Genomic DNA, 26,138 nt, shown 5'->3' with positions numbered 1-26,138 from the left:
ACCCAACCCGACCCTCTCGAGCAATGCGTCGACGTCGACGGTGCCGTCGGCATCGTCGAGTCCCCAGCGCACGTCCTCGGCGATCGTGCGGCCGAGGATCTGGGATTCCGGGTGCTGGAAGACCAGTGCCGTGCCGCCCGGGGCACCGAGACCGACGTGGCCGGGACGGTCGACGAGACCGGTTGTCGGGTCGAGTCCGGCGAGGATCCGCGCGAGGGTGGACTTGCCCGAGCCGTTGGCTCCGACCACCGCGACGAAGTCCCCGGCGGTGATCGTCAGATCGATGTCGGTGAGCGCGTCGGTGGTGGCTCCCGGGTAGCGGTAGGTGACCGACCGCAGGTGCACGGGCAGCGGTGCCGGTTCCGCCTGGGCCGTGGCCGGCCATTCGGTGGGCGGGCTGCTCCACCGCGTGCGCAGCGCGATCGTGCGGAAGATCCCGAAGCTGAGCAGTGCGCTGCCGACGATGCCGACGACCGTGGCACCGCCGATCCACAGCCACCAGTACTCGACGAGGAAATCGGCGGTGCGGGTGAAGGCGTCGACGAATGCCTGTCCCGCACCGGCTGCCCGGAATGCCCGCAGGGCGCCCTGCAGCGAGGCGGCGAGCGAGTCGAGCAGCAGGATCCGGGTCCGTTCGAACAACAGCAGCATCCCGACGGTGAATCCCGCGAGCACGAGCCCGATGGGGATCGACCCGGCGAACACCACGAAGCCCGCGTTCCTGCCCCAGCGGCGTTCGGCATATCCGACGAGGATTCCCACGCCGACGAGGACGAGCAACATCACGACCCCGAACGGGCCGCCGGCGATCAGGGCTACGACGCTGGCCGCGACGGTCGCTGCGATCGCGGACCGCATCCGGTTTCCTGCGGCGAGGAATGCGATCGGCAGGGTGATGAGAACCTGCGCGGCTCCGACCGGGATGAACCCGGTGACGACGGTGACGACGGCTGTCAGTGCTCCGAACACCGCCGCGGCCGCGATCTCGAACGGCCGCAGCGGGCCCCTTGCTGTCGTGGTTCCGGCGCGCACCGCTCCCAGTGTGCCAGCCACGCCGCGGCCCCGAACCGCCCGCCGGGGCGATCCACGCGGCGAGTGCGAATCCGCTCACGCTGTAGCACGGGCGAATTCCGAATCGGTGGGCACATCGTGATTCACGAGGCCACCGGGCCACCGCCGGGGGCTGGTCGACGATGTGGAATCTCTGTTAACTTTCTGCGCATTCACGTATCGACAGGGGGGTGGACATGCGCCTGCGCGCACTCACCGCCGCGACCTTCGCGGCGATCTTCGCGCTCTTCGGAACCGGAACGGCACAGGCCGAGGAACCTGCACCTCCCCTACCCGTGGGAAAGACCTTCCTCGACGGTCTCGCAAGCGAATTGGGATCACCCGGCGGCAACGCCCCCGGCACCAACGACTGGAGCTGCGTGCCGTCGGAGGAACATCCCGACCCGGTGATCCTCGTGCACGGCACCGTCCTCAACCGGCAGGACAACTGGTCGTACCTGGCACCCCTGCTCGCCAACGAGGGGTACTGCGTCTTCGCCCTCACTTACGGCAACCATGCCGACCTGCCGTGGCCGCTCGACGCCGTCGGTGGACTGCTGCCGATGGAAGAGAGCGCACAGCAGCTATCCGATTTCGTCGACGAGGTCCTCGCCGCCACCGGCGCGGAGAAGGTGGATCTGATCGGCCACTCGCAGGGCACGTTGATGCCCGTCTGGTACGTCAAGTTCCTCGGCGGCAACGAGAAGGTCGACGACTACATCTCCCTCGGTCCCGTGTACGAGGGCAGCCACGCGTTCCTGATCGCCGCGTCTTTCGAGTTGTTCGAGCAGGTCGGGGCACGCCAGGACATGGAGAACCTGGTGCACGCGCTCGGGTGTGGCGCCTGCCCGCAGGTGCTGGCCGGCTCCGACTGGATCCACACCATCCAGGAGGCCGGCGTGTACGCCGACGAGGTCACCTACACGAACATCATGAGCCGCTACGAAGAGATCGTCCTGCCCTACACCAGCGGTTATCGCGAAGCCCCCAACGCAACGAACATCGTGCTCCAGGATCACTGCGGCAACGACTTCGTCGAGCACGCCGGCATCGTCAACGACCCGAACGCCGCGTGGTTCGTGCTGAAGGCACTCGATCCGGAGGATCCGCGACCGCTGAACTGCGTGTTCGTGCCGCCGATCCTCGGCTGGAGCCCGGACCCGACGCTCGGGCCGGCACCGGAGACCGAGGCGGTCGCCGCGCGGGCCGGCTACTGACGGCCGACGGCCGGGCGCGCAGCGATCAGAACGGAACCTGCACTGCGAGAAGGCCCGTTCCCGGCGCGCGACCGGACAGGACGCGACAGAACTCGACCGCGTCCATCTCGACTGGTTGTGCACCGGACCCGGTGCGCCAGCGACCTCCGGCCGGACCGGTCAGGGTGAGATCGATCGGCCGGCCGTGCCGTCCTGCCCATTCGGCGACGACGTCGGCGACGAGCGCCCCGTCGTGTTCGGGGGTCAGGACCATCGTCTCGCCGGTCGCGCGGCAGATGTCCACGCGGTGCATCCAGGGGTCACGTGTGACGATGACGTCGACCAGATATCCGACGGTCCACCATTCCTCGACGCCACCGACCGTCTGCGCCGGTTTCAGGGTCAGCTTCCGCACGAGGGACGGCGTGCGGGCGCGTGCCCGGGCCGCCTTGGCCCCCGTCGCCCGGTAGGCCGACGCCAATGTCGCGGTGTCGAGACTCGCGTATTTCTCGACCTGATGCGCGGTCAGCGCGTCGATGAAGACGCCGGGCGACCGTTTCGCGACGGCGAGCTGGCGACGCATCTCCAGGAGGGACGCGGACATCCGCGTCATCCCGTAGGCGTGACCGGCCATCGCGCGCACGTCCCAGCCGGGGCATTCGGTCGGTTGTCTCCACTCGTCGGGCGTCAGCCGGTCCAGCAGATCGGCGAACCGCTCGTACTCGGTGGCGGCCAGGCGCATCGCGAGGTCGCGTTGCATCTCCGGTCGTCGTGGCCGCGTGGTGGACTCGGTTGCAGTCGTTGCAGCCATCGGACGCTCCTTACAGTCCTACATTCTCGGCGAACATGTTCACGGCCCGATCGAGGAGCCGACGCCACCGGTCGCCACCGGGATCGTTGGCGAGCTGGGCGTCGATGAGACCACCCGTGAGCGCGACGCACAGATCCACATCCTGCTGGTCACGAATCCCCAACTCTGCCAACGTGTTACGGAACAGATCGAGGGTCTGCACGGCCGGCGCATACGCTTCGTCGCTCGGCTCGAAGTCGATGACGATCCGCTGGTTCATCAGCTGGAATCGGGCGAGATCTTCGACGCAGAAATCGAAGAAGGTGGCCGCGAGGGATCGCAGCACACCGCGCGGTGTGTCGGGCAGGTTCCGGACGCATTCCGTCATGACCGCCAGGCACTCGCTCCACGCCTGTCCGAACATCGCGTCGTAGAGCGCGTTCTTCGAATCGAAGTGGCTGTAGAGCGAGGGGGGCCGCATTCCCACGCGGTCGGCGACCTCGCGGAGGGTCAGGTTCGCGAGCCCGCGCTCGCGGGCGGTATCCCAGGCCGCGGTGAGAATCTCGGACCGAGTTGCCGAACGGCGTTCGGCAACCCTATCGCGATTCGGTTTGCCTAACACACTTAGGACGATCCTCGCGTCGGCCGCGGATGTCAAGGATCGTGCTCGTGTCTCCTTGTGGCGGTCCCAACCGCCACAAGGAGACACGGGCGCTGAAAGCGCAAATGGCGCCCACTCCCGAAGGAGTGAGCGCCATCGGCGTCAGCGAGAACTAGCTCACTTGATGATCTTCGTGACGCGACCGGCGCCGACGGTGCGGCCACCCTCGCGGATCGCGAAGCGCAGGCCCTCGTCCATAGCGACCGGCTGGATCAGGACGACCGACATCTCGGTGTTGTCGCCCGGCATGACCATCTCGGTGCCCTCGGGAAGGGTCACAACGCCCGTCACGTCCGTGGTACGGAAGTAGAACTGCGGACGGTAGTTGTTGAAGAACGGCGTGTGGCGGCCGCCCTCTTCCTTGTTGAGGATGTAGGCCTGGCCCTCGAACTCCGTGTGCGGAGTCGTGGTGCCCGGCTTGACGACGACCTGGCCGCGCTCGACGTCCTCGCGCTTGATGCCGCGGACCAGCAGACCGACGTTGTCGCCGGCCTGGCCCTGGTCGAGCAGCTTGCGGAACATCTCGATGCCGGTGACCGTGGTCTTGGTCGAGGTCGGGCGGATACCGACGATCTCGACTTCCTCGTTCACGTTGATGACACCGCGCTCGATGCGGCCGGTGACGACGGTGCCACGACCGGTGATCGTGAAGACGTCCTCGACGGGCATCAGGAACGGCTTGTCGGTCTCACGGACCGGGTCCGGGATCGACTCGTCGACAGCGTCCATCAGGTCCTCGATGGACTTGACCCACTTCGGGTCACCCTCGAGCGCCTTGAGAGCCGAGATCGGGACGACCGGAGCTTCCTCGTCGAACTCCTGGGCGGCCAGCAGCTCGCGGACCTCCATCTCGACGAGCTCGAGGATTTCCTCGTCGTCGACCATGTCGGCCTTGTTCAGGGCGACGAGGATGTAGGGCACGCCGACCTGGCGGGCGAGCAGCACGTGCTCACGCGTCTGCGGCATCGGGCCGTCGGTGGCGGCCACGACCAGGATCGCGCCGTCCATCTGGGCAGCACCGGTGATCATGTTCTTGATGTAGTCGGCGTGACCCGGAGCGTCGACGTGCGCGTAGTGGCGCTTCTCCGTCTGGTACTCGACGTGGGAGATGTTGATCGTGATACCACGAGCCTTCTCCTCGGGAGCCTTGTCGATCTGGTCGAACGCGAAGCTCTCGTTGAGATCCGGGTACTTGTCGGCCAGCACCTTGGTGATCGCAGCCGTGGTGGTGGTCTTGCCATGGTCGACGTGACCGATGGTGCCGATGTTCACGTGCGGCTTGGTCCGCTCGAACTTCGCCTTCGCCACTGGAATGTCCTCCTGGACTGTTGTTGCTTGCAGTATGCAGCAGTGCGGTTTTATTACTTGGTCGTGCAGGTGACCGAGGGGATAACCCGAAGGTTACTCGCCGGTCGCCTTGGCGATGATTTCCTTCGAGACGTTCGACGGAACCTCTGCGTAGGAATCGAACACCATGGAGAAGTTCGCCCGGCCCTGGGTCTTCGACCGCAGGTCACCGATGTAACCGAACATCTCCGAGAGCGGAACCAGCGCCTTCACGACACGGGCACCACTGCGTTCCTCCATGGCCTGGATCTGGCCACGGCGGGAGTTGAGGTCGCCGATCACTTCACCCATGTAGTCCTCGGGGGTGGTGACCTCGACAGCCATGAGCGGCTCGAGGATGACCGGAGCAGCCTTGCGGGCAGCTTCCTTCAGGGCCTGCGAACCGGCGATCTTGAACGCCATTTCCGACGAGTCGACGTCGTGGTACGCACCGTCGAGGAGCGTGACCTTGACGTTCACCAGCGGGTAGCCGGCGAGCACGCCGTACTGCATCGCGTCCTGCGCACCGGCGTCGACGGACGGGATGTACTCGCGCGGCACGCGGCCACCGGTGACCTTGTTCTCGAACTCGTAGGTCGCGCCGTCCTCGCCCTTGAAGGGCTCCAGGGCGATGATGACCTTCGCGAACTGGCCGGAACCACCGGTCTGCTTCTTGTGCGTGAACTCGAGCTTCTCGACCGGCTTGGTGATGGTCTCGCGGTACGCGACCTGCGGCTTGCCGACGTTGGCCTCGACCTTGAACTCGCGACGCATGCGGTCGACGAGGATGTCGAGGTGGAGCTCGCCCATGCCGCCGATGACGGTCTGGCCGGTCTCCTCGTCGAGCTCGACGGAGAACGTCGGGTCCTCTTCGGCGAGCTTCTGGATCGCGGTGCCCAGCTTCTCCTGGTCGGACTTGGTCTTGGGCTCGATGGAGACCTGGATGACCGGGTCCGGGAAGGTCATCGACTCGAGGACGATCGGGGCGTCCTGCGCGCACAGGGTGTCACCGGTCGTGGTGTCCTTCAGGCCGATCATCGCGTAGATGTGGCCCGCGACGGCCTCGTCGACCGGGTTCTCCTTGTTGGCGTGCATCTGGAACAGCTTGCCGATGCGCTCCTTCTTGCCCTTGGTGGCGTTGAGCACCTGGGCACCGGGCTCGACCCGGCCGGAGTACACGCGGACGAAGGTCAGCTTGCCGAAGAACGGGTGCGCAGCGATCTTGAAGGCCAGAGCCGAGAACGGCTCGTCCTTGCTCGGCTTGCGGGTGAGGGTCTCCTCCTCGTCACCGAGCTTGGTGCCCTGAACCTCGCCGATGTCCAGCGGGCTCGGCAGGTAGTCGATGACCGCGTCGAGCATGGGCTGAACACCCTTGTTCTTGAACGCGGAGCCGCACAGCACCGGGTACAGCTCGGAATTGACGGTCATCTTGCGGATGGCAGCCTTGATCTCCGCGACGGTGAGTTCCTCGCCGCCGAAGTACTTCTCCATGAGCTCTTCGTCGGACTCGGCGACGGTCTCGAGCAGCTTCTCGCGGTACTCGGCAGCCTTGTCGGCGAGCTCGGCGGGGATCTCCTCGATCGTCGGCTCGGCGCCGATCTCGACGGTGCCGCGCCAGGTGATGGCCTTCATCTCGACGAGGTCGACGACGCCGTCGAAGGCATCCTCGGCACCGATCGGAAGCTGGAGGACCAGCGGCTTCGCACCGAGACGATCGATGATCGTCTGCACGGTGAAGTAGAAGTCCGCGCCCATCTTGTCCATCTTGTTGACGAAGCAGATGCGCGGAACGTCGTACTTGGCAGCCTGGCGCCAGACCTGCTCGGACTGGGGCTCGACGCCCTCCTTGCCGTCGAACACGGCGACCGCGCCGTCGAGGACGCGCAGGGACCGCTCGACCTCGACCGTGAAGTCGACGTGGCCGGGGGTGTCGATGATGTTGATCTGGTTCTTGTTCCAGAAGCAGGTCACAGCGGCGGAGGTGATGGTGATACCACGCTCCTTCTCCTGCTCCATCCAGTCGGTGGTCGAAGCACCGTCGTGGGTCTCACCGATCTTGTAGTTCACACCGGTGTAGAAGAGGATGCGCTCGGTCGTGGTGGTCTTGCCGGCATCGATGTGCGCCATGATGCCGATGTTGCGGACCTTGTTCAGGTCGGTCAGCACTTCCTGTGCCACAGGTAAACCCCGCTCGTAGCTCGTGTCGGTCCTTGGGTGCGGACCACGTGTTCTTGTGTTGTCAGCCGGCCGTCACAGGACCGACACAGATGTGCGAGCAGCCGACCGGGAGGTGGTGGTAACCGATCCTCCCGGCCGGCAACGACTCACCAGCGGTAGTGCGCGAACGCCTTGTTGGCTTCAGCCATCTTGTGGGTGTCCTCGCGGCGCTTCACGGACGCGCCGAGACCGTTGCTCGCGTCGAGAAGCTCGTTGGCCAGACGCTCCACCATGGTCTTCTCACGACGCTGACGCGCGAAGGTGACCAGCCAGCGCAGGGCCAGCGTGGTGGAACGGCCCGGGCGAACCTCGACCGGAACCTGGTAGGTGGCGCCACCGACGCGGCGGCTGCGGACCTCGAGGGCGGGCTTGACGTTGTCGAGCGCGCGCTTGAGGGTGACGACCGGATCGGTGCCGGTCTTCTCGCGAGCCTGCTCGAGTGCCTCGTAGACGATGCGCTCGGCGGTGGACTTCTTGCCGTCCAGGAGGATCTTGTTGACCAGCTGGGTGACCAGTGGCGAACCGTAGACCGGATCGGCGATCAGCGGGCGCTTGGGAGCGGGACCCTTACGTGGCATCAGCCCTTCTCCTTCTTCGCTCCGTAGCGGCTGCGAGCCTGCTTGCGGTTCTTGACACCCTGGGTGTCGAGCGAGCCGCGGATGATCTTGTAGCGGACACCCGGGAGGTCCTTCACACGACCGCCGCGAACGAGCACCATCGAGTGCTCCTGGAGGTTGTGACCCTCACCGGGGATGTACGCGGTGACCTCGACAGCGCTGGTCAGGCGGACACGCGCGACCTTACGGAGAGCCGAGTTCGGCTTCTTCGGGGTGGTGGTGTACACGCGGGTGCACACGCCACGGCGCTGCGGGCTGCCCTTGAGGGCCGCGGTCTTGACCTTGGCGGTCTTGTCGCGGCGGCCCTTGCGGACCAGCTGATTGATGGTTGGCATCTACAGGCTTTCTCGTTGTCTGGAGCTGCTCACACGAGCAGCCTCGGCTGTTCTGAAATTAGGGATCCATCGGTTGGGACAAGGAAGCTGCTGCCCCGCACCCGCCCCCCATGTGCACACGAGGTCGGGCGTGTCGCGTACCCCCACACAGGCAGCCGGGGGCTCGCAAACTGCAGTTGTCTACAGACCGCGCGCACGGCACTACCTCGCATAGGCACACAGATCGGCCCGGGCATGCCGGACACGACCCACAACGATACCCGGCGGCGAGCCACGAGGTCAAAGTGAGCTGCCGCTCCCCCACCGACCTCGCACCGCGGCCTCAACTGCTCAGGTTGAGAGTGAGCCGGGCCAGTGTTGCGGCCGCTTCGCACGGGTCCGGATGCGCCGATCCGGGCACGTACTGCACCCACCAGCCGAAGATCCCCACGGTCGACGCGTTCGCGGAGACACCGCACGAATGCGGATCGGCGGGCCGTCGCATCAGGAGCGCCCGCCGGCCCTCGACGGTGGTGTTCTCCACCGCGTAGCCGAGCCGTTCGCCGGCCTCGCGTTCGGTGTCGAGGGCACCCGTCTCGAACCAGTTGAAGGTGACCTTGACCGGACCGCTCGGCCCGTCGCCGTCCCAGCGGCAGATCGCGCCGAAGAACCCGCGCAGCACGTAGTCGGATCCGACGCTCTCCGCGATCTGCTCGTCGGTGACGGCATCGCACTCGGTGAGCAGCTTGGTGAATTCGGCCGAGGCTCCACCCCCGCCGGCACCTTCCTGTACGGCGCGTCCCTCGATGGTGCGGCTGCACCCGGCGAGCGCTCCCCCGGCGACCACGGCGGCCAGCACCGCCGCGGCGGTCCGTCGCAGCCGGTTCGCGGTGATTCGGCGCGTGCTCATTCCACCGCCCTCTCCGCGGACAGTTCCGCGAGCCGGCGCGCGACCGCACACGCGTCAGCGGCGGGCGTGAAGTCCGCGTACGTGACGGACCAGTGGACGAAGTCGCCCCCGTATTGAAGGCCGATCTCGCACAGCACGGTCTGTCCCAGCTCGTTCTGCGCCGAGCCCATGAATCCCTCGTGACCGCCGATCTCGACGTCCTCGGCCGGGCGGCCTATCAGATCGGAGCCGGCGCGCTCGCGCCCAATGGGACTGCCCCGGTACCAGGAGAACGTGACGCTCGGCCCGCCGACCACCGTCTCCCATTCGCACCCGACCGAATTGCGGGTGACCGTCGCGAACGCGCCCAGACCGAACGCGGCGGCCACCTCGTCGTCGGTGACCGAGCTGCACTCCCCGAAGAACGGACCCGGCTCGGTGACCTGCTGGGCAGGAGACACGTCGGCGGCCGGAGGCGCGTCGTCGCCGGAACCGCACCCGGTGGCGGCGAACCCGAGGGCCGCGACCGCGGCCAGCATCGTGGCCGGCTTGGCAAGCATGGATACTGACCTTACCCAGCCGAGTGCTCGGTCGCCCGGCGGCGCCGCGCCGCGTCGATGACGGTGTCGAGCTGGGCGGCCCAGTTCCGCACGATCTCGGCACGTCGCCGCGAATCGTCGGTGAGCACGTCCGCGAGACCGAGACCGCGGGCGAGATCGAGCGTGGCCTGCACCATGCGGTGCACGACCGGATCGGAGCCGTCCGCGTCGAGTTCCTCGAGAGCCACGCGGTGCGCGACGCGCCCGAAGTGTTCCTCCAGCGGCACGATGCGCGCCCGCAGTTCCGGATCGGCGGCCGCGGCGGTCCACACCTGCAGCGCGGCCCGGAACAGGCTGCCGGTGTACTGCTCGACGAGCCGCGCCACCACCGCCTCGGTGCGTGCCGGACCGTACGGCAGATCGATGCTCTCGCGGCGCACCAGATCCATGCGGCTGTCGAACATGAACTCGAGCGCCGCGGTGATCAGGTCCTCGCGGGTCGGGAAATGATGCTGGGTCGCGCCCCGCGACACACCGGCACGTTCGGCGACGACACCGACCGTGGTGGCACCCCAGCCGAGTTCGGCGAGGCAGTCGATCGTCGCTTCGAGCAACCGCCGGCGTGTGGCGCGGCTGCGGTCCTGCTTGGGCTCCCGCTTCACTGCTGCCCTCCGGTGTGTGTCGTGCTGTGCGGTTCCTCGGCACTCTTCCCCAGAGCCGGCAGCAGACCCATGATGGCACCGCGCGGCAGGTCGCCGGGGATACGGCACGCCCTTTCGTACACTCGGGAACGACACGGCCAGAGAGGGGAGGTCACGTCGTGGCGACACTCGTCAGGCGGGAAGACTATTTCGACGCCGCCATCGAGATTCTGTCTACGGACGATCACGGTGGCCTCAAGCAGGCACCTCTCTGCCGGCGCCTGTCCGTCACGACGGGTTCGTTCTACAACTATTTCCAGAGCTGGGGTCAGTTCAAGACCGAGTTCCTGCAGCACTGGCTCGACAAGCAGACCCTGCGACTCGTGGACGCGGCCCGGCTCGTCGCCGAGTCCGATCAGCGCCTCGAACTGCTCATCGAGTTCGCATGCGGGCTGCCGCACCGCGCCGAATCCGCGATCCGGGCGTGGGCACACAGCGACGCCGAGGTCCGGGCCGTGCAGAACACGGTCGACCGGCAACGATTCGACGTCGTACTGGAAGCGACGACCGGTCTCCTCGGATCCGGCGCCGACGCCGAGAACTTCGCCCGGATGGGACTGTTCATCCTGTACGGATACCAGCAGTCGACGCCGCAGCCGGACCTCGAGCACCTGCGGTGGTCGCTGAAGAAGACGTTCGCGGACGCGCTGGCCGTGCGCGCACCGGCGTAGCGGTACTCGCCGCCCGCCGCGGAAGCACCGGTCGTCAGGCACGATCGAGCAGCACCTGTTCGAACTGCCGGCGCCATTCCCGCAGGTACGGATCGCTCTCGGCGTCCCGCGGATCGATCGCGTAGCCGAGCGCGACCCCGCGCATACTCGTGTACACGAGGTCGCGGATCTCGGCGTAGCGCGGATTCGCGGTCAGGTCCGGTCCGAAGAACCCGTCCGTCTGTTTCTTGATCATGCCGCCGAGCGCCCGTTCCAGCGGCAGCAGTTCGGTGCGCAGATCCTCGTGCGACCGCGCGGCCAGCCACAGTTCCATCGACGCCCAGAAGTACGGCTGGCGGAAGTGCTGCCACATCAGGTCCACGGCCACCGCGATCCGCTCGACCGGTTCCGCCGGCCACTGCCGGTCCCGGCCCACGTCGCGCACCCCGCGCGCGGCCAGGTGATGGACGGCCGCGACGAGCAGCGAGTCCCGATTGGGATAGTGGTGCAGCAGCCGCCCGCGGGACACCCCGGCGGCCTGCTGGATCCGTACGGTGGTCGCACGCGAATATCCGTGCGCGACCAGGACTTCGACAGCGGCATCGAGAATCGTCGTACGGGTGGCGCGGCTGCGTTCCTGCTCCGCGCGTCGTCGGCTGTCGTCGCCCTGCCCTGTGCTCATGCCTGCACTGTTCCTCACGGAAGCCCGCTCGATCAAAAGCACCGCGCCGACCGCTTCACATCCGCGTCCACGACGGGCGCCGGCGCTGCAGGAACGCCGTCACCCCTTCGACCGCCTCCTCGGAACCGAACAGACGCGCGGACTGCGCGGCCAGCTCGTCGCCGTATCGGTCGAAGTCCGCGAGCATCCGCATCGTGGTCAACCGCTTCGACTCGGCCAGGCCCTGCGGCGAGCACTCGGACAGTTCTGCCAGCAGTTCGTGCACGGTCCCGTGGGGATCGTCCGTCTCCATCGTCACCAGGCCGATCGCGACCGCTTCCTCCGGGCCGAACCGTTCGCCGGTGAGGAAGTACCGGCCCGCAGCCCGCTGGGACAGGCGGGGCAGCACGGTCAGGGAGATGATCGACGCCGCGAGCCCGAGTCTGACCTCGGTCAGCGCGAAGGTCGAGCGCGGTCCCGCGACGACGATGTCGCACGCGCCGACCAGCCCCATCCCCCCGGCCCGCACGTGACCGTCGATCACCCCGACGACCGGTTTCGGCAGTTCCAGGAACGCCCGCAGTAGCGCCGTCATCTCCCGGGTACGTTCCGCGGCCGCCTCGACGGGGTTGTCCGCCGCCTCGCCGAGGTCGGCTCCGGCACAGAATGTTCCGCCGGTGTGGGTGAGGACGACGGCGCGGACGCCGGGATCGGACGCGGCCGTGTCCAGGCCGCGACGCAATTCGTCGAGCATGCGCGCCGACAGTGCGTTGCGGTTGTGCGGTGAGTCGAGCGTCAGTCTCGCGAAGCCGCGCGACGTCTTGTACCGCACGTACGGCTCGGATCGTTCCGGATCGGCCACCACCACTACCTCCTCTACCTCCTCACTGAAGTCTCCCTGTTCCGGCGGTCCCCCGCTGCGGCTTCAGTACGACTTCGGCAGCCCCAGGGAATGCTGCGACACGAAGTTGAGGATCATCTCCCGGCTCACCGGAGCGACCCGCGCGATGCGGGCGGCACCGAGCAGCGACGCGAGGCCGTACTCCTGGGTGAGGCCGCCACCGCCGTGGGTCTGGATCGCCTGGTCGAGCGTCTTGATACTGGCCTCGGCGCCCGCGTACTTCGCCATGTTCGCCGCTTCCGCGGCACCGAAGTCGTCACCGCTGTCGTACAGGACGGCGGCCTTCTGCATCATCAGCTTGGCGAGCTCGAGTTCGATCTTGCACTGCGCCAACGGATGCGCGATGCCCTGGTGCGCACCGATGGGGTCCTTCCACACGGTGCGTTCCCCGGCGTAGCGCACGGCCGCGTCGAGGGCGTAGCGGCCGAGCCCGACCGCCATCGCCGCACCGAGGATGCGTTCGGGGTTGAGCCCGGCGAACAACTGCATCAGTGCCGCTTCCGGTTCACCGACCAGGGCGTCGGCGGGCAGTCGCACGTCGTCGAAGAACAGGGTGAACTGATGGTCGGGTTCGATGATGTCCATTTCCATGGGCGTCTTGACGAAGCCGGGGGTGTCCGTGGGCACGATGAACAGGGCCGGGCGCAGCTTGCCGGTCTTCGCGTCCTCGGTCCGGGCGACGACGAGCACCGCGTCGGCCTGGTCGACACCGGAGATGAAGATCTTGCTGCCGTGGAGGATCCAGTCCTCACCGTCACGCTTGGCGACGGTGGAGATCCTGTGCGAGTTCGATCCCGCGTCGGCCTCGGTGATCCCGAACGCCATGATCTTCGAACCGTCCGCGATGCCCGGTAGCCACTGCTGCTTCTGCGCGTCGGTGCCGTACTTGGCGATGATGGTGCCGCAGATGGCGGGCGACACGACGACCAGCAGCAGCCCGCATCCCTTCGCGGCGAGTTCCTCCTGCACGAGCGCCAGTTCGTAGATCCCGGCGCCACCGCCGCCGTATTCCTCCGGCAGGTTCACACCGAGGAAGCCGAGTTTCGATGCCTCGTCCCACAATTCGGTCAGCGGCTCGTGGCGGCGGGCCTTCGGCAGCACGTAGTCGACGTAGTTGTAGCGTTCGGCGAGCGCGGCGACCGCGGCCCGCAGCTGCTTCTGTTCCTCGGTTTCGATGACACTCATGCCTGTTCTCCTTCTACGGTGTGCGCGTCCGGCTCGGTGACAACGGCCAGGAGCGCGCCGACGGCGACCTGCCCGCCGACGGTGACGTTCAATTCGGTGAGGACCCCCGAGGTGGGGGCGGTGATCGTGTGTTCCATCTTCATCGCGTCGAGCCACAGGATCGGCTGCCCGGCGGTGACGGTGTCGCCGACCTCGGCGCCGAGGCGGATCACCGCCCCGGGCATGGGTGCGAGCAGCGACCCCGCGGCGACCTGCGTCGACGGATCGGTGAAGCGCGGGACCTCGCGCAGCCGGACCGGTCCGAGCCCCGATTCGACGTGCACCGCATCGGCGTAGCGCGCGACCCGGAACTCGCGGCGCAGCCCGTCCAGTTCGAGTACCACCCGGTCGGGCCGGAGATCGAGAAGGACGACCGTCTCGAACCCGATGTCGAACCCGGCCGTGTCCAGCCCGGTGCGGCCGAGCCGGTAGCGCACCTCGTGCTCACCGAGATCGCCGGTGAACGTCTTGACCTGCGGTTGCGACGGCAGGTTCCGCCACCCGCCGGGCAGGCCCGCGTTCACGGACGCGGTGGCGCGGCGGTGCGCGGCGTCGGCGAGGGCCGCGGCCAGCGCCGAGACCGCCTCGGCCTGCCGGTCCGCCAGCGGAGCCGACAACACGTCGAGCCCGTGCGTGTCGAAGAACGCGGTATCGGTGTCACCGGCGAGGAACGCCGGGTGCCGCAGCACGTTCACCAGCAGGTCGCGGTTGGTGCGCACCCCGTGCACCTCGGCGGAGGCGAGGGTGGCGGCGAGCAGCCGTGCCGCGACCGCGCGGGTCGGCGCCCGGGAGACGACCTTGGCCAGCATCGGGTCGTAGTGCACCCCGACCTCGGTGCCGTCGACGACGCCGGAGTCCAGTCGCACCCCGGTCTCGCGCAGCACCGCGAATTCGGCGGGCGCCGTGGGCAACGCGAGCCGATGCACCGTGCCGGACTGCGGCTGCCAGTCGCGCGCCGGATCCTCCGCATAGAGCCGCACCTCGATCGAATGACCTCGGACCGCAGGCGGTTCGGGATCCAGCCGGCCTCCCGCTGCGATGTGGAGCTGCAGGTCCACGAGATCGAGGCCGGTGGTGCATTCGGTGACCGGGTGCTCGACCTGCAGGCGCGTGTTCATCTCCAGGAAGTAGAACTCGCCCGCCTGCCCGTCCGCTCCGGTTCCCGTGGCGAGGAATTCGACGGTCCCGGCACCCTCGTAGCCGATGGCGGTCGCCGCGAGCCGCGCCGCCTCGAACAGACGCTCCCGCATCCCGGGCACGGCCTCGACGAGCGGCGAAGGCGCTTCCTCGACGACCTTCTGGTGCCGCCGCTGGATGGAGCATTCGCGCTCGCCGACCGCCCACACGGTGCCGTAGCGGTCGGCGAGGACCTGCACCTCGATGTGCCGGCCGGTCTCGAGATAGCGCTCGCAGAACACGGTGGGGTCGCCGAACGCGGCCTGAGCCTCGCGGCGGGCCGCGGCCAGTTGACCGTCGAGGTCCGCGAGGTCGCGCACCACCCGCATGCCGCGTCCGCCGCCTCCGGCGGATGCCTTGACGAGCACGGGCAGGTCGGCGGCGGTGACGGCGGCCGGATCGAGTTCGGCGAGGACCGGCACCCCGGCTGCGGCCATGAGCTTCTTGGCCTCGACCTTCGATCCCATCTGCTCGATCGACGCCGGCGGCGGCCCGACCCACGTGAGTCCCGCGTCCTGCACACTCCGGGCGAATCCGGCGTTCTCCGAGAGGAATCCGTATCCGGGATGCACGGCGTCGGCGCCGGCGGCGATCGCGGCCTCGACGATCCGGTCGCCGCGCAGGTAGGTGTCGGCCGGGGCGTGCCCCGGCAGGCGCACGGCGACGTCGGCATCATCGACGTGCGGGCTGCGGGCGTCGGCGTCCGAGAACACCGCGACGCTCGCGAGGCCGGTGCGGCGGCAGGTCGCGAAGACCCGGCGGGCGATCTCGCCGCGGTTGGCCACGAGCACACGGGACACTGTCATCGCGGCCTCACATCCGGAAGACGCCGAAACCGTCGGCGCCTTCGATCGGGGCGGTGGCGATCGCCGACAGGCACATCCCCACCACGGTTCGGGTGTCCCGGGGGTCGATGACGCCGTCGTCGTAGAGACGCCCGGACAGGAACATCGGAAGCGATTCGGCTTCGATCTGCTGCTCGATCGCGGCCCGCATCGCCTCATCGGCGGCCTCGTCGAACGCCTGGCCACGCGCTTCGGCAGCGGCACGACCCACGATCGAGACGACACCGGCGAGCTGCGCCCCGCCCATCACGGCGGATTTCGCGCTGGGCCACGCGAACAGGAACCGCGGATCGTACGCGCGCCCGCACATCCCGTAGTGCCCTGCGCCGTAGGAGGCGCCGATCAGGATGGAGATGTGCGGGACCGTCGAGTTGGAGACCGCGTTGATCATCATCGCGCCGTGCTTGATCATGCCGCGTTCCTCGTATTCCCGGCCCACCATGTAGCCGGTGGTGTTGTGCAGGAACAACAGTGGCGTGTCCGCACGGTTCGCGAGCTGGATGAACTGCGCGGCCTTCTGCGATTCCTCGTTGAACAGCACCCCGCGCGCGTTGGCGAGGATCCCGACCGGGAATCCGTGCACCTGCGCCCAGCCGGTCACCAGCGACGAGCCGTACAGCGGTTTGAACTCGTCGAAGTCGGAGTCGTCGACGAAGCGGGCGATCACCTCGCGCGGGTCGAACGGCTTGCGCAGATCCTCCGGCACGATCCCGAGGAGTTCCTCCGGATCGTGGCGTGGTTCGCGGACGCCGGGGCGCGGAGCCGGACCCTGCTTGCGCCAGTTCAGCCGCCGGACGATGTTGCGCCCGATGCGCAGCGCGTCGTATTCGTCGACGGCGAGATGATCCGCGAGACCGGAAGTGCGCGCGTGCATTTCGGCACCACCGAGGGACTCGTCGTCGGACTCCTCACCGGTGGCCATCTTCACCAGCGGAGGGCCGGCGAGGAACACCTTGGACCGCTTCTCGATCATCACGACGTGGTCGGACATCCCCGGCATGTAGGCGCCACCGGCGGTGGAGTTCCCGAAGACCAACGCGATGGTGGGAATCCCGGCCGCGGACAGGCGCGTGAGGTCGCGGAACAACCGCCCGCCCGGGATGAACACCTCCTTCTGGGTGGGCAGGTCGGCGCCGCCGGACTCGACGAGCGAGATCACGGGCAGCCGGTTCTGCAGAGCGATGTCGTTGGCGCGCAGACTCTTACGCAGAGTCCACGGATTGCTGGTGCCGCCGCGGACGGTGGGATCGTTGGCGGTGATCATGCATTCGACGCCCTCGACGACGCCGATCCCGGTGACGATACTCCCCCCGACCGGGAACTCGGTGCCCCACGCGGCCAGCGGGGACAGCTCCAGGAACGGCGAGTCGGGGTCGATCAGCATTTCGATGCGTTCACGCGGCAGCAGCTTGCCCCGCGCGCGGTGCCGCGCGACGTACTTCTCGCCGCCGCCGGCGAGGGCCTTCGCGTGCTCGGCGTCGAGTTCGGCGAGTTTGGCGGTCATCGCCTCCGAGGCCGCGCGATACTCCGCCGATGCCGGGTCGATCCGGGTGGTCAGCACGCTCATCCGGTGTACCCCAATCGTTTCGCGGCGAGCTCGGTGAGGATCTCGGAGGTGCCGCCGCCGATGCCGAGGATGCGCATGTCCCGGTACTGGCGTTCGACCTCGGATTCGGCCATGTAGCCGAGCCCGCCGAACAGCTGGACGGCCTGGTTCGCGACCCATTCGCCCGCCTCGACGGCGGTGTTCTTGGCGAAGCACACTTCGGCGATGAGGTCGCCGTCGCCCTCCAGGGAGCGTTCGACGACGCGCCGCGCGTAGACGCGGGCGACGTCGATGCGGCGGGCCATCTCGGCGAGGGTGCGTTGCACGGACTGGCGGGTGATGAGGGGACGGCCGAAGGTTTCACGGTCGCGGCACCACGCGACCGTCAGATCGAGGCAGCGCTGGGCACCGGAATAGGCCTGCGCGGCCAGGGCGATGCGTTCGGCGACGAAGGCCATGGCGATCTGCCCGAATCCGGTGTTCTCGGGGCCGACCAGGTTCGCGGCGGGGACCCGCACGTCCACGTAGGACAGTTCGGCGGTGTCGGAGGCGCGCCAGCCCATCTTGTCGAGCTTACGGGACACCGTGAATCCCGGTGTGCCCTTTTCGATCACGAGCAGGGACACCCCACCCGCTCCGTCACCGCCGGTGCGCACGGCGGTGACGACGAAGTCGGCGCGGCATCCGGAGGTGATGTACGTCTTGGCACCGTTGACGATGTAGTGATCGCCGTCGCGGACGGCCCGGGTCGTCAGGTGCCCGACGTCGGAGCCGCCTCCGGGTTCGGTGATCGCGAGCGAACCGATCAAGTCTCCTGCGAGCGTCGGCGCGACCCACCTGCGGATCTGGTCGGGATCGCCCGCCGCGATCAGGTGCGGCACCGCGATGCCGCAGGTGAACAGCGACGCGAACGCACCGCCGGAGGCGCCGGCCTCGTGGAACGCCTCGCAGATCGTCAGGGTGTCGGCCGCGTCGCCGCCGGACCCCCCGACCGATTCGGGGAAGCCGGCGCCGAGCAGCCCCGACGCGGCGGCCTTCTTGTGCAGGTCGCGGGGCAGTTCACCGTCGCGTTCCCAGTCCGCGAGGTGCGGCAGGATCTCGCGTTGCACGAAGCCGGTCACGGTCTCGCGCAGAGCGGTGCGTTCAGGGGTGGTCCAGATGCTCACGCGGTGGCCTCCAGCAGGGATTCGGGAATGTCGATGTACCGGGCGCGCAGCCATTCGCCGAGGCCCTTGGCCTGCGGATCGAATCGGGCCCCGGAGGCGACACCGCGCCCGAGGATGCCTTCGACGACGAAGTTCACCGCTCGCAGGTGCGGCAGCACGTACCGGGTCACGGTGAGCGGCCACGTCTCGGGCAGCAGTTCCTTCACGGCGTCGACGGTGAGGACGTGGACGAGCCACCGCCACTGATCGTCGGTGCGGACCCACACGCCGATGTTGGCGTCGCCGCCCTTGTCGCCGCTGCGGGCCCCGGCGACGGTGCCGAGCGGGACGCGGCGGACGGGTCCCGGCGGCAGCGGATGCGGCAGGTCCGGTTCGGGCAGCGGTTCGAGCGGGCAGGTGGGCGTCACCGGTTCGATCGCGACCGCGGTTCCGTCCGGCAGCACCGCGGTGTGCGGGACCAGACCGGCGTCGACGTAGGCGGCGGTGTACACGCCGTAGGGCGCGCCGTTTCCCGGCGGCGCGGTGAGCGAGAAGCCGGGATAGCTCGCGAGCGCGAATTCGACTGCCACGGAAGAGAATGCGCGTCCCACCACGTTCGGGTCGCGGTCGCGGGCGGTGCAGCGCAGCAGAGCGCTCGCGGCTTCCTCGGTGTCGGCGTCGGGGTGGTCGGTGCGGGCCAGGGTCCAGTCGAGTTCGGCGGGCCGGACGGTCAGGTTCGCCTCGACCTGCCGCCGGGTGAGCGCGGCCTTGGCCTCGATGTCGAGTCCGGTGAGCACGAACACCGCTTCGTTGCGGAACCCGGCGAGCGAGTTGAGGCAGACCTTGAGCGTCGGCGGCGGCGCTTCACCGCGCACCCCGCTGATGCGGACCCGGTCGGGTCCGTCCGGGGTGAGCTGCGCGGTGTCGAGCCGCGCGGTGACGTCGGGTCCGGCGTAGCGACCGCCGGTCACCTCGTAGAGCAGTTGCGCGGTGACGGTACCGACGGTGACCGCTCCCCCGGTGCCAGGATGTTTGGTGATGGTCGACGAGCCGTCGGCGGCGATCTCGGCGATCGGGAAGCCGGGGCGGTCCAGGTCGTCGATCTCGGTGAAGAACGCGTAGTTGCCGCCGGTGGCCTGGGTGCCGCACTCGATCACGTGCCCGGCGACGACGGCTCCGGCGAGTGCATCGAAATCGTCTCGGGCCCAACCGAAGTGCGCGGCCGCAGGCCCGACGATGACGGAGGCGTCGGTGACGCGCCCGGTGACGACGATGTCGGCACCGGCCTCGAGGCACCGGACGATTCCCCATGCCCCGAGGTAGGCGTTGGCGGTCAGCGGTGGCGGATCGGTCGCGAACCCGAGTTCGCCGACCCGGCCGATGAGGTCGTCGCCCTCGACGTGCGCGACGGTCGCATCGACGCCGAGTCGCCCGGCCAGTTCGCGCAGCGCGGCCGCCAATCCCGACGGGTTCAGGCCGCCGGCGTTGGTGACGATCCGGACGCCCTTGTCGAGCGCGAGACCGAGACAGTCCTCGGCCTGACGCAGAAATGTCTTGGCGTAACCGAGATTCGGATCCTTCATCCGATCGCGGCCGAGGATCAGCATCGTCAGTTCGGCGAGGTAGTCGCCGGTCAGATAGTCGAGGTCGCCGCCTTCGAGCATCTCTCGCATCGCCGCGAGCCGGTCACCGTAGAAGCCCGAGCAGTTGCCGATCCGCACGGGTGCGCTCATCGGGCCGCCCGGCTGTCGCGGCCGGCGCCGGGCGGGCCCGCGAACGCCTGGGCCAGGTCGAGCCAGGCGTCGGCGTCGGGTCCGGTGGCGACGAGCGCGGTGTCGCCGCGGTGCACGCGCTGGGTGACGAGACGGCAGAAATCGAGGACCGGTCCGGTGACGGACTGGGCGGCGTCCGCCGGTCCCCATTCCCAGACGGTGCCGTCGGGGGCGTCGAGTTGCACCCGGAACGGCTCGGCGGGCGGGGTGCGGTCGTGCACGACGAATGCGAAGTCGCGGGTGCGGACGCCGAGGTGCGCGACGTGGCGCAGCCGCGCGGTGGGAGTCCGGGTGACGCCGAGTGCGTCGGCGACGTCGCCGCCGTGCGCCCAGGTCTCCATGAGCCGGGCCGTCGCCATCGATGCGGCGCCCATCGGCGGGCCGTACCAGAGGATCTTGGTACCCGCCGGGACCGCGGCGAGGGCGTCGGCGAGTTCGCGGCGGGCGGCACGCCAGTCGGCGAGCAGTTCCGCGGGAGGCCGGGCGGCCAGCTCGGTGGCGCCCTTGTCCACGAATCCGGTCGGGTCGGCGAGAGCGTCCTGCGCGGCCGCGACGAACGCGTCGGGGTCGCCGATCGCGAGGAGCGCCGCCCGGTCGGTCCACAGCAGGTGACCGATCTGGTGAGCGACGGTCCAGCCTTCGGCCGGCGTCGGTGTGGCCCACTCGTCGGCGGGAAGGTCCGCGACCAGGGCATCGAGGTCGTCGCCCTCGGCGCGCAGGTCGTCCAGAAGCGTGCGCAGCTCCGTCATGAGACAAGAGTCACACGCCGTCCGCCAGAAATCAAGCATTCGTGATTGTTTTTTGTCGCGCGTGGCCGGCGACCGCTGGTTAGGGTTCGCAGGGAGCGTCGGACAGTGGAGGCCACATGCGATACCCGGAGCCGGCGCGACGCGCGGTACCCGTCGCCGCGGTTCTCGGATCCGTGCTGTCGATCCAGTTCGGTGCCGCGTTCGCCAGCACCCTGTTCGATCGGGTCGGTGCGGCCGGCACGGTCACCCTGCGCCTGGTCATCGGCGCAATCGTGCTGTGCGCGGTGGCCCGGCCGGCGTCGATGGCGCGGTCGACGACGCGCGCGGCGGCGCGGCGGTGGACGCGCGCCGAGTGGCGCGGGGTGCTCGCGCTCGGGGCGAGCCTGGCGGTGATGAACGCGTTCTTCTACGAGGCAATCGCGCGGCTGCCGCTCGCCGTCGCCGTGACCATCGAGTTCCTCGGGCCGCTGACGCTCGCGGCCGTGCTGTCGCGTCGTCTCCGGGACGGGCTGTGGGTGCTGCTCGCGCTCGCCGGTGTGGTGTTGCTCGGCGTCGGCGGGAACGGGTTCGACTCTGCGGCGCTCGACCCGCTCGGTGTCGCGTGCGCGCTGGTCGCGGCCTCGGGGTGGGCGTGGTACATCGTCGCGGGTTCGCACGTCGCGACGAACCTGGCCGGAACGGCGGCGCTCGCCGGGGCGACGACGGTCGCGGCGGTGGCCGTGCTGCCGTTCGGCGTCGCCGCGGGCGGTACCGAACTGCTGTCCCCCGGCATTCTCGCCGCCGGCTTCGGGGTGGCGATGCTGTCCTCGGTGATCCCCTACTCGCTGGAGATCCGCGCGCTGCGTGATCTGCCGAAGGGGGTGTTCGCGATTCTCATTGCCCTCGAGCCCGCGGCGGCGGCACTGGCCGGGTCGGTGGTGCTGGGGCAGTTCGTCGACCTCCCGGCGGCGGTGGGGATCGCGTTGGTGATCGTGGCCGGGGTGGGGGCACTGCGCGGGTCGCGCATATGAACCCCGTGCGGGTCGCGCGGGTGATGCACCGCGCTGCTGTCTTATCCGTCGGCGGTTGTTTCGCCGGCGATCACGACGCCCGCGTCCGCACGATCATGCGCACCAACTCCCCCGCCGGGCCGGCCAGCGCGCGCGGCGGACGCCACACCGCGCGCAGCGTGCGGGACAGGTCCAGCCCCTCGATCTCGACGACCCGCAGTTCTCCCGACGCGAGGTGGTCGGCAACGGCGAGGGTGCTGAGCACCGCCGGGCCGACACCGCTCAGGACGCTGGTGCGCACCGCGGCGCCGCTGCCCAGCTCGAGCAGCGGGGCGGGCCGGTCGTACTCCTCGAGTGCGAGATCCAGGGTGCGCCGGGTGCCCGAGCCCTGTTCCCGCACCACGAGCGGGGTCGCGGCGAGTTCCGCCACGGTCACGGGGCGCCGGCGCCGTACCCACGGATGGTCCGGGGTGACGACCACGACGAGGCGGTCCCGGGCGACCTCGACGCTGTGCAACCCCTCCGGCACGGTGGGCCCCTCGACGAATCCGACGTGGACGCGACCGTCCGCGACCGCGTCGCACACCTGCATGGAGTTGTGCACCTGCAGCTGGATCTGCACGTCGTCGCGCACCGCCCGGAACCGGCCCAGCCATCGCGGGATGAGGTGTTCGGCGACGGTCATGCTGGCGGCGACGGTCAGTTCGGCGTGCCGTTCGACGCGCAGCGCGTCCGCGGCGTCGAGGAGTTTGCGAACGTCGTCGAGCGCTTCCCGCGCCCAGTGCGCGACGACGGTTCCCTCGGGGGTGAGCGACGATCCGGCGCGTCCTCGCCGCACCAGCCCGGTGCCGAGTTGCTGCTCGAGGCGTCGCAGGGACCGGCTCGCGTTGGGTTGCGCGATGTCGGCGGCACGCGCGGCGGCCCCGAGACTGCCGTGGTCGTCGACGCCGACGAGGAGCTCGAGCGCGGTGAGGTCGGGCCATTCGGTCATGACCGAATGATATGTCCGACCCCCGTCTCATATCGATTCGATATGTCGTCATGCGGTTTCGGGGTCTAGTCGCGAGGCCCGCCGAACGAAATCATCGAATGCATGATCACCGTGCCCGCGGCCCCCGCGCTGCGTCTGCCTGCCTCCGCCCCGGGCCTGCTGCTGTGCGCAGGGGGCGCAGCAGTCGCACTCGGTCTCGGCCGCGCGGTCGGGGTCGCCCCGCTGCTCGTCGCGATCCTGCTCGGGGTCGCAGTGGCCAACACCGTCCTGCGCCGCGAGGGCGCGGCGGCGACCCGGATGCTCGCGCCCGGAACGGCCGTCGCCGCCAAGAACCTGCTGCGCGTCGGTGTCGCGCTGCTCGGACTGCAACTGCTGGTCCCCGACGTCCTGGCGCTCGGATGGGGCACTCTCGCCGTCGCGGTCGCGGTGGTCGCGCTCGGCATCGCCGGCACCCTGTGGCTCGGCGCGCGGCTCGGACTCGGCTGGACCCAGCGCCTGCTCATCGCGTGCGGATTCTCGATCTGCGGGGCGGCCGCGGCGGCCGCCGTCGACGGCATGATCTCCGCGCGCACCCGCGAGCTGCTGACCACGGTCGCTCTCGTCGTCGTGTTCGGCACCGCCATGATCCCGCTGCTGCCGGCGCTCGCGGGTGGTCTCGGACTCGACGGCACGCAGGCCGGGATGTGGGCCGGTGCAGCCGTCCACGAGGTCGCGCAGGTCGTCGCCGTGGGAGGTGCCCTGGACACCACGACGGCGGCGGGAGGCGCGCTGACGGTGGCGGTGACCGTGAAACTCGCGCGGGTGGCGCTGCTCGCGCCGGTCGCCGCGGGTGTCGGGATCGCGGCCCGGCGCCGCGGTGAGACACCGGCGGACACCCGCAGACCGCCGCTGGTTCCGCTGTTCCTCGTCGGGTTCCTCGCCTGCGCCGCGCTCCGCGCGACCGGGATGCTGCCCACGACCGTCCTGCAAACCGCACATTCGGTGCAGGTCGCGCTGCTGGCGGCCGCGATGTTCGCGCTCGGCACGGGCGTGCGCCTCGACATGCTCCGCGGGATCGGTTGGCGCCCTGTCGCCCTCGCCGGATTCGCGACGGTGTGGGTCACGGCGATCGCGCTGGCCGGGGTCGTGCTGGTCCACCCGCTCGGGTAGCTCGGATAGGGCACACTGCCGTTCATGGAAACCCAGGATTTCGACGCCGCTGCTTTCGACGCCGCTGCTTTCGACGCCGCTGCCGCCGTCCTGGCCGCCCAGCCGTTCAGTGTCCTGGTCGGTGCGCGCCTGAGCGCCTACGCGCCGCCGCGTGCGGTACTCGAGATTCCGATCCGTCCGGAACTGCTGCAGCAGTTCGGTTTCGTCCACGGCGGGGTGTTGTCGTACGCGGCGGACAACGCGATCACGTTCGCGGCGGGCACGGTCCTGGGCCCGTCGATCGTCACGACCGGTTTCACGGTGGACTATCTGCGGCCGGCGAAAGGTGTGCTGCTGCGCGCCGAGGCCGCAGTCGTCGAATCGACGAAGCGGCAGGCGCTGTGCCGGTGCGAGATCGTCGCGGTCGCCGAGGACGGAACCGAGAAGGTGTGCGCGGCGGCGCAGGGCAGCGCGCGGTTGATCGACCTCTCGCGCTAGGGCAGGCCCTATCCGCTCGTCGCGATCAGGACCGCCGACGCGAGGGCGAGCACCGCGACCGCGACGGTGACGGTGAGGTTGCGCCACCAGTGATGCGCGACCGTCCCGGCTGCGAATCGCCGGACCCGCGCACGGTGGCCGTGACCGGCGGTAATCAGTAGGTACAGCGCGGGGGTCAGGCACAGCAATCCGATCGAGACGATCGCGACGTCCGGCCCCGGCGTGAAGCGCATGAATCCGAGAGCGACAGCGCCGAGCACGGCGGCGGTGCGCAGCCACGCGAGGCTGGTGCGTTCGGGTTGCAGCCCGGGATCGTCGTGGGTGGTGTACGGGCTCATCCGAGGATCGCCACCGTCAACACCACGGCGGCGACGGCCAGCATCCCGGCCAGCAGGAACGCCGCCCACGGCGGCGACAGGGGGCGTTCGGTGCGCATGGCTTCCTCGACGCGCACCCAGCGGATCAGCGCGCCGATGACCAGAACAGCGGCGAACACCAGCAACACGCACGACACCGTCGTGCGGACCGCGGTGCTCATCACGTCGCCCCCGAACGTCTCGAGCCCGACCGCGGCCGCGATGATGCCCAGCGACGTACGGATCCACGCCAGGAAGGTCCGTTCGTTGGCGAGGGTGAACCGCGGGTCGGGGTCGGTGCCCTCCCGCAGCGCGCGCGGTCGCCAGTCCCGTGGAGGTGTCGTCACAGCTACGAACACTAGCCGCGGCGGGCGCGGCGGTTCACGCTACGAGACGTACACCTGGCCGTCGCGAATCTCGGTGGTCTTGCCCGGCAGCGAACGGGTTGCGGGCCCGTGCGCGACCGTGCCGTCGAGGTTGTACTTGCTGCCGTGACACGGGCAGTTGACGGTGCCACCGCTGACGTCGGCGACCGTGCAGCCCTGATGCGTGCACACCGCGCTGAACGCGAGGACCTCACCGTCGGTGGGCCTGGTGACCACGATCTCCGGCACGGGGAACACCACGCCGCCGCCGACCGGGACACTGTCGACCGCGACGAGCGGCCCGACCGGTGCGGCGGACGTGCGGGACGCCTCGGTCCGGGTACCGGCTCGCGTCGTGGTGGCGCCGCCGCTGCCGGTACCTGCGCTGCCGCACGCTGCGGTTGCCGCGGCGGCGACGATCCCGGCGCCGATCAGCACCGTGCGGCGATCGACGGTGAACCGTTCAGGATCCATGGGCGCTCCGATCGTCTGCGTCGGAATCTACTCCCGCCCCGGAGACGACGGTCCCGGTTCAGCCGACGACGAGATCGGTGCCGCGCGCCTCGACGGGGCGCGTCTTCAGGGGCTTCTTCGCCGGGCCCTGCGCGACCGTGCCGTCGAGCCGGAAACGGCTTCCGTGGCAGTTACACACGATTTCGTCCCCTTCGACGCCGCTGATGTTGCAGCCGGAGTGGGTGCAGATCGCGACGAACGCACGGAAGTCGCCGGCGACCGGCTGGGACACGACCAGACGCTTGCCTTCGATCATCACGGCTCCGCCGACGGGCACGTCCGAGACCGCGGCGACGACCTCCGCGTCCGGCCCGGGGGGCGCGGTCGTC

The 26,138-nt window shown here is 69.3% G+C and carries 27 protein-coding genes and 1 pseudogene; 5 read left to right on the top strand and 23 right to left on the bottom strand.

The genetic code is table 11. From position 1 onward, the window contains the following. Positions 1 to 1,032: DUF2232 domain-containing protein (locus tag M1M07_RS27485; RefSeq protein ID WP_248676210.1), on the bottom strand; the 1,032-nt coding region annotated here is incomplete at its 3' end. 215 nt (positions 1,033 to 1,247) lie between these two features. On the opposite strand from M1M07_RS27485, the gene M1M07_RS27480 reads away from it, so the two are divergent. Continuing rightward, positions 1,248 to 2,267, top strand: a complete 1,020-nt coding sequence (locus tag M1M07_RS27480; RefSeq protein ID WP_197251462.1) for a triacylglycerol lipase — start codon at positions 1,248 to 1,250, stop codon at positions 2,265 to 2,267. Positions 2,268 to 2,292: 25 nt separating this feature from the next. Here the strand turns inward: M1M07_RS27480 and M1M07_RS27475 are convergent, their stop codons facing one another. The 9 genes from M1M07_RS27475 to M1M07_RS27435 all read right to left on the bottom strand — a co-directional run bounded on the left by M1M07_RS27475 (position 2,293) and on the right by M1M07_RS27435 (position 10,261). Then, entirely contained in the window at positions 2,293 to 3,057 is a 765-nt protein-coding gene (locus tag M1M07_RS27475; RefSeq protein ID WP_231610255.1) for a maleylpyruvate isomerase family mycothiol-dependent enzyme, read from the bottom strand. A gap of 10 nt (positions 3,058 to 3,067) precedes the next feature. Beyond that, complete coding sequence (locus tag M1M07_RS27470) at positions 3,068 to 3,658, bottom strand: TetR/AcrR family transcriptional regulator (RefSeq protein WP_197251461.1); 591 nt, start codon at positions 3,656 to 3,658, stop codon at positions 3,068 to 3,070. Between the two features lie 156 nt (positions 3,659 to 3,814). After that, the gene (tuf, locus tag M1M07_RS27465; protein ID WP_197251460.1) at positions 3,815 to 5,005 is read right to left on the bottom strand and encodes an elongation factor Tu; all 1,191 of its coding nucleotides are present in this window, start codon (positions 5,003 to 5,005) and stop codon (positions 3,815 to 3,817) included. Between the two features lie 93 nt (positions 5,006 to 5,098). Further along, the gene (gene fusA, locus M1M07_RS27460) at positions 5,099 to 7,201 is read right to left on the bottom strand and encodes an elongation factor G (protein WP_248676209.1); all 2,103 of its coding nucleotides are present in this window, start codon (positions 7,199 to 7,201) and stop codon (positions 5,099 to 5,101) included. Positions 7,202 to 7,347: 146 nt separating this feature from the next. Next, a complete protein-coding gene (gene rpsG / locus M1M07_RS27455; RefSeq protein WP_068159523.1) occupies positions 7,348 to 7,818 on the bottom strand; it encodes a 30S ribosomal protein S7 in 471 nt (156 codons plus the stop codon). Next, positions 7,818 to 8,192 (bottom strand): 30S ribosomal protein S12, encoded by a 375-nt coding sequence (rpsL, locus tag M1M07_RS27450; RefSeq protein WP_197251459.1) that lies wholly within the window; start codon positions 8,190 to 8,192, stop codon positions 7,818 to 7,820. The genes rpsG and rpsL overlap by 1 nt, the downstream gene beginning before the upstream one ends. 322 nt (positions 8,193 to 8,514) lie before the next feature. Further along, positions 8,515 to 9,081, bottom strand: a complete 567-nt coding sequence (locus tag M1M07_RS27445; RefSeq protein WP_197251458.1) for a DUF3558 domain-containing protein — start codon at positions 9,079 to 9,081, stop codon at positions 8,515 to 8,517. After that, positions 9,078 to 9,620, bottom strand: coding sequence for a DUF3558 domain-containing protein (locus M1M07_RS27440; protein WP_197251457.1), 543 nt, complete (start codon positions 9,618 to 9,620; stop codon positions 9,078 to 9,080). Before M1M07_RS27440 ends, M1M07_RS27445 begins: the two co-directional genes overlap by 4 nt. An 11-nt stretch (positions 9,621 to 9,631) precedes the next feature. After that, entirely contained in the window at positions 9,632 to 10,261 is a 630-nt protein-coding gene (locus tag M1M07_RS27435; RefSeq protein ID WP_197251456.1) for a TetR/AcrR family transcriptional regulator, read from the bottom strand. Between the two features lie 158 nt (positions 10,262 to 10,419). On the opposite strand from M1M07_RS27435, the gene M1M07_RS27430 reads away from it, so the two are divergent. Beyond that, complete coding sequence (locus M1M07_RS27430) at positions 10,420 to 10,971, top strand: TetR/AcrR family transcriptional regulator (protein WP_197251455.1); 552 nt, start codon at positions 10,420 to 10,422, stop codon at positions 10,969 to 10,971. A 37-nt stretch (positions 10,972 to 11,008) separates the two neighbouring features. Here M1M07_RS27430 and M1M07_RS27425 read toward each other — a convergent pair. The 8 genes and pseudogenes from M1M07_RS27425 to M1M07_RS27390 form a co-directional block, all read right to left on the bottom strand. Continuing rightward, positions 11,009 to 11,632: pseudogene (locus M1M07_RS27425) on the bottom strand (TetR/AcrR family transcriptional regulator); the annotation flags it as partial. Positions 11,633 to 11,687: 55 nt separating this feature from the next. Next, positions 11,688 to 12,473: an enoyl-CoA hydratase family protein gene (locus M1M07_RS27420; protein WP_197251454.1), complete on the bottom strand. Its 786-nt coding sequence runs from the start codon at positions 12,471 to 12,473 to the stop codon at positions 11,688 to 11,690. 63 nt (positions 12,474 to 12,536) lie between these two features. Further along, on the bottom strand, positions 12,537 to 13,697 hold the full coding sequence (locus tag M1M07_RS27415; protein ID WP_197251453.1) for an acyl-CoA dehydrogenase family protein: 1,161 nt from the start codon (positions 13,695 to 13,697) through the stop codon (positions 12,537 to 12,539). Next, a complete protein-coding gene (locus M1M07_RS27410) occupies positions 13,694 to 15,718 on the bottom strand; it encodes a biotin carboxylase N-terminal domain-containing protein (RefSeq protein ID WP_248676208.1) in 2,025 nt (674 codons plus the stop codon). The genes M1M07_RS27415 and M1M07_RS27410 overlap by 4 nt, the downstream gene beginning before the upstream one ends. Before the next feature lie 7 nt (positions 15,719 to 15,725). Beyond that, on the bottom strand, positions 15,726 to 17,324 hold the full coding sequence (locus M1M07_RS27405; protein ID WP_197251451.1) for an acyl-CoA carboxylase subunit beta: 1,599 nt from the start codon (positions 17,322 to 17,324) through the stop codon (positions 15,726 to 15,728). Continuing rightward, complete coding sequence (locus tag M1M07_RS27400; RefSeq protein WP_248676207.1) at positions 17,321 to 18,469, bottom strand: acyl-CoA dehydrogenase family protein; 1,149 nt, start codon at positions 18,467 to 18,469, stop codon at positions 17,321 to 17,323. The genes M1M07_RS27405 and M1M07_RS27400 overlap by 4 nt, the downstream gene beginning before the upstream one ends. After that, complete coding sequence (locus M1M07_RS27395) at positions 18,466 to 20,181, bottom strand: acyclic terpene utilization AtuA family protein (RefSeq protein ID WP_248676206.1); 1,716 nt, start codon at positions 20,179 to 20,181, stop codon at positions 18,466 to 18,468. Before M1M07_RS27395 ends, M1M07_RS27400 begins: the two co-directional genes overlap by 4 nt. Continuing rightward, positions 20,178 to 20,969: a TIGR03084 family metal-binding protein gene (locus M1M07_RS27390; protein ID WP_248676205.1), complete on the bottom strand. Its 792-nt coding sequence runs from the start codon at positions 20,967 to 20,969 to the stop codon at positions 20,178 to 20,180. Before M1M07_RS27390 ends, M1M07_RS27395 begins: the two co-directional genes overlap by 4 nt. Before the next feature lie 116 nt (positions 20,970 to 21,085). Between M1M07_RS27390 and M1M07_RS27385 the strand changes: the two genes are divergently transcribed. Next, the gene (locus M1M07_RS27385) at positions 21,086 to 21,979 is read left to right on the top strand and encodes a DMT family transporter (protein WP_197251447.1); all 894 of its coding nucleotides are present in this window, start codon (positions 21,086 to 21,088) and stop codon (positions 21,977 to 21,979) included. 70 nt (positions 21,980 to 22,049) lie between these two features. Here the strand turns inward: M1M07_RS27385 and M1M07_RS27380 are convergent, their stop codons facing one another. After that, positions 22,050 to 22,949 (bottom strand): LysR family transcriptional regulator, encoded by a 900-nt coding sequence (locus M1M07_RS27380; RefSeq protein WP_248676204.1) that lies wholly within the window; start codon positions 22,947 to 22,949, stop codon positions 22,050 to 22,052. Between the two features lie 102 nt (positions 22,950 to 23,051). On the opposite strand from M1M07_RS27380, the gene M1M07_RS27375 reads away from it, so the two are divergent. Both M1M07_RS27375 and M1M07_RS27370 read left to right on the top strand, forming a co-directional pair. Beyond that, positions 23,052 to 24,098 (top strand): YeiH family protein, encoded by a 1,047-nt coding sequence (locus M1M07_RS27375; RefSeq protein WP_248676203.1) that lies wholly within the window; start codon positions 23,052 to 23,054, stop codon positions 24,096 to 24,098. 24 nt (positions 24,099 to 24,122) lie between these two features. Beyond that, positions 24,123 to 24,575, top strand: a complete 453-nt coding sequence (locus M1M07_RS27370; RefSeq protein WP_248676202.1) for a PaaI family thioesterase — start codon at positions 24,123 to 24,125, stop codon at positions 24,573 to 24,575. A gap of 8 nt (positions 24,576 to 24,583) precedes the next feature. On the opposite strand, the gene M1M07_RS27365 is transcribed toward M1M07_RS27370, so the two are convergent. The 4 genes from M1M07_RS27365 to M1M07_RS27350 form a co-directional block, all read right to left on the bottom strand. Continuing rightward, positions 24,584 to 24,913, bottom strand: coding sequence for a DUF202 domain-containing protein (locus M1M07_RS27365; protein ID WP_248676201.1), 330 nt, complete (start codon positions 24,911 to 24,913; stop codon positions 24,584 to 24,586). Next, positions 24,910 to 25,278: a DUF202 domain-containing protein gene (locus M1M07_RS27360; RefSeq protein ID WP_248676200.1), complete on the bottom strand. Its 369-nt coding sequence runs from the start codon at positions 25,276 to 25,278 to the stop codon at positions 24,910 to 24,912. The genes M1M07_RS27365 and M1M07_RS27360 overlap by 4 nt, the downstream gene beginning before the upstream one ends. A gap of 39 nt (positions 25,279 to 25,317) precedes the next feature. Further along, positions 25,318 to 25,770: a ubiquinol-cytochrome c reductase iron-sulfur subunit gene (locus tag M1M07_RS27355; RefSeq protein ID WP_248676199.1), complete on the bottom strand. Its 453-nt coding sequence runs from the start codon at positions 25,768 to 25,770 to the stop codon at positions 25,318 to 25,320. A gap of 58 nt (positions 25,771 to 25,828) precedes the next feature. Beyond that, positions 25,829 to 26,138, bottom strand: a 310-nt coding sequence (locus tag M1M07_RS27350) for a ubiquinol-cytochrome c reductase iron-sulfur subunit (protein ID WP_248676198.1), incomplete at its 5' end; no start/stop codon positions are given.

This window comes from Rhodococcus sp. HM1 (assembly GCF_023218075.1).
Classification (GTDB): domain Bacteria; phylum Actinomycetota; class Actinomycetes; order Mycobacteriales; family Mycobacteriaceae; genus Rhodococcus.
This window is presented reverse-complemented; position numbering and strand designations above follow the sequence as displayed.